This window comes from Sphaerisporangium album (assembly GCF_003323745.1).
GTDB classification, from domain to species: Bacteria; Actinomycetota; Actinomycetes; order Streptosporangiales; family Streptosporangiaceae; genus Sphaerisporangium; species Sphaerisporangium album.
This window is the reverse complement of sequence record NZ_QOIL01000057.1, coordinates 1-1,383: the sequence shown is the minus strand read 5'-3', so window position 1 is coordinate 1,383 and position 1,383 is coordinate 1. Positions and strand designations below refer to the sequence as shown.

Annotated in this window: 1 protein-coding gene; it reads right to left on the bottom strand. The window is 64.1% G+C overall.

Features of this window, described 5'->3' with window-relative positions:
* Positions 1-41 precede the first annotated feature (41 nt).
* Positions 42-1,304: an IS256 family transposase gene (locus DQ384_RS40175; RefSeq protein WP_425451557.1), complete on the bottom strand. Its 1,263-nt coding sequence runs from the start codon at positions 1,302-1,304 to the stop codon at positions 42-44.
* Between the last annotated feature and the right edge of the window lie 79 nt (positions 1,305-1,383).

Genomic DNA, 1,383 nt, shown 5'->3' with positions numbered 1-1,383 from the left:
GGGAGTGTCAATTTAACGGCTGATCTTGGTTGTTGAAGTGGTTAGAGGTTGGCGGGGGTAAGGCGGCCTTCGAAGGCGATCTGGAAGGCGTTCAACGGCGCCTTCCAGCGCATGGTCCATCGCTTGCGGCCCTTGCCGGTGGGATCCAGGCTCATCAAGGCCATGAAGACACACTTCAAGGCCGCAGTCTCGTTCGGGAAGTGGCCCCGGGCACGCACCGCCTTACGAATGCGGGCGTTGACGCTCTCGATCGCGTTGGTGGAACAGATGACCTTGCGGATCTCGACGTCGAAGGCCAGGAAGGGCACGAACTCGCTCCAACTGGTCTCCCACAGGCGCACGATGGCCGGATACTTGCGCCCCCAGACCTCGGAGAACTCATAGAAGCGCTCCAGCGACGCCTCCTCGGTCGGGGCGGTGTAGACGGGCTTGAGCGCACGCGCGATCTTGTCCCAATCCTGGCGGGCCGCGTACCGGAACGAGTTGCGCAGCAGGTGGATCACACACGTCTGGACGATGGTGCGGGGCCAGACCGCCTCCACCGCCTGCGGCAGGCCCTTGAGCCCATCGCAGACCAGCATGAGCACATCGTCCACACCGCGGTTCTTCAGCTCGGTCAGCACCGCCAGCCAATGCTTGGCGCCCTCGCCGCCGTCGCCGGCCCAGATGCCCAGGATGTCGCGGTGACCTTCGACGGTGACGGCCATAACCAGGTAGATGGGCCGGTTGGCGACGTGACCATCCCTGATCTTGACGTTGATGGCGTCCACGAACACGACCGGGTACACGCGATCGAGCGGCCTGTTCTGCCATTCGGCCATCCCGTCCATGACCTTGTCGGTGATGGTGGAGATGGTCTGCTTGGACACCTGGGCGCCGTACACCTCGGCCAGGTGAGCAGCGATCTCTCCATGGGTCAGGCCCTTGGCCGACAGCGACAAGACCATCTCATCCACGCCCGACAGCCGACGCTGCCGCTTGCGCACCAGTTGGGGTTCGAAGGTGCCGGCGACGTCGCGCGGCACCCGCACCTCCACCGGGCCGACGTCGGTCACCACGGTCTTGGTGCGGGTGCCATTGCGGCTGTTGCCGCTGTTCTTGCCGGCGGGGTCGTGCCGGTCATAGCCGAGGTGGTCGGTGATCTCGCCTTCCAGCGCGGACTCCAGCACCCGCTTGGTCAACTGCTGCAGTAGACCGCCCTCGCCAGTCAACTGCAGGCCCTCGCTGCGGGCTCGATCCACCAGCATCGAGATCAACTGCTCATCTGACATTGCGCGGTGGGGCTTGGATGTCGGTTCGTTCATGGACAGCGTCTCCGCAGCGGTCTCGGACATCAAGCGTGTCTCCCTTGATCATCAGATCCGCCGTTAGTTTTACAGTCCC

What these genes read in the sequence shown, in the direction of transcription:
- DQ384_RS40175 (WP_425451557.1), bottom strand. Translation starts at nt 1,304, where the DNA reads ATGAACGAACCGACATCCAAGCCCCACCGCGCAATGTCAGATGAGCAG.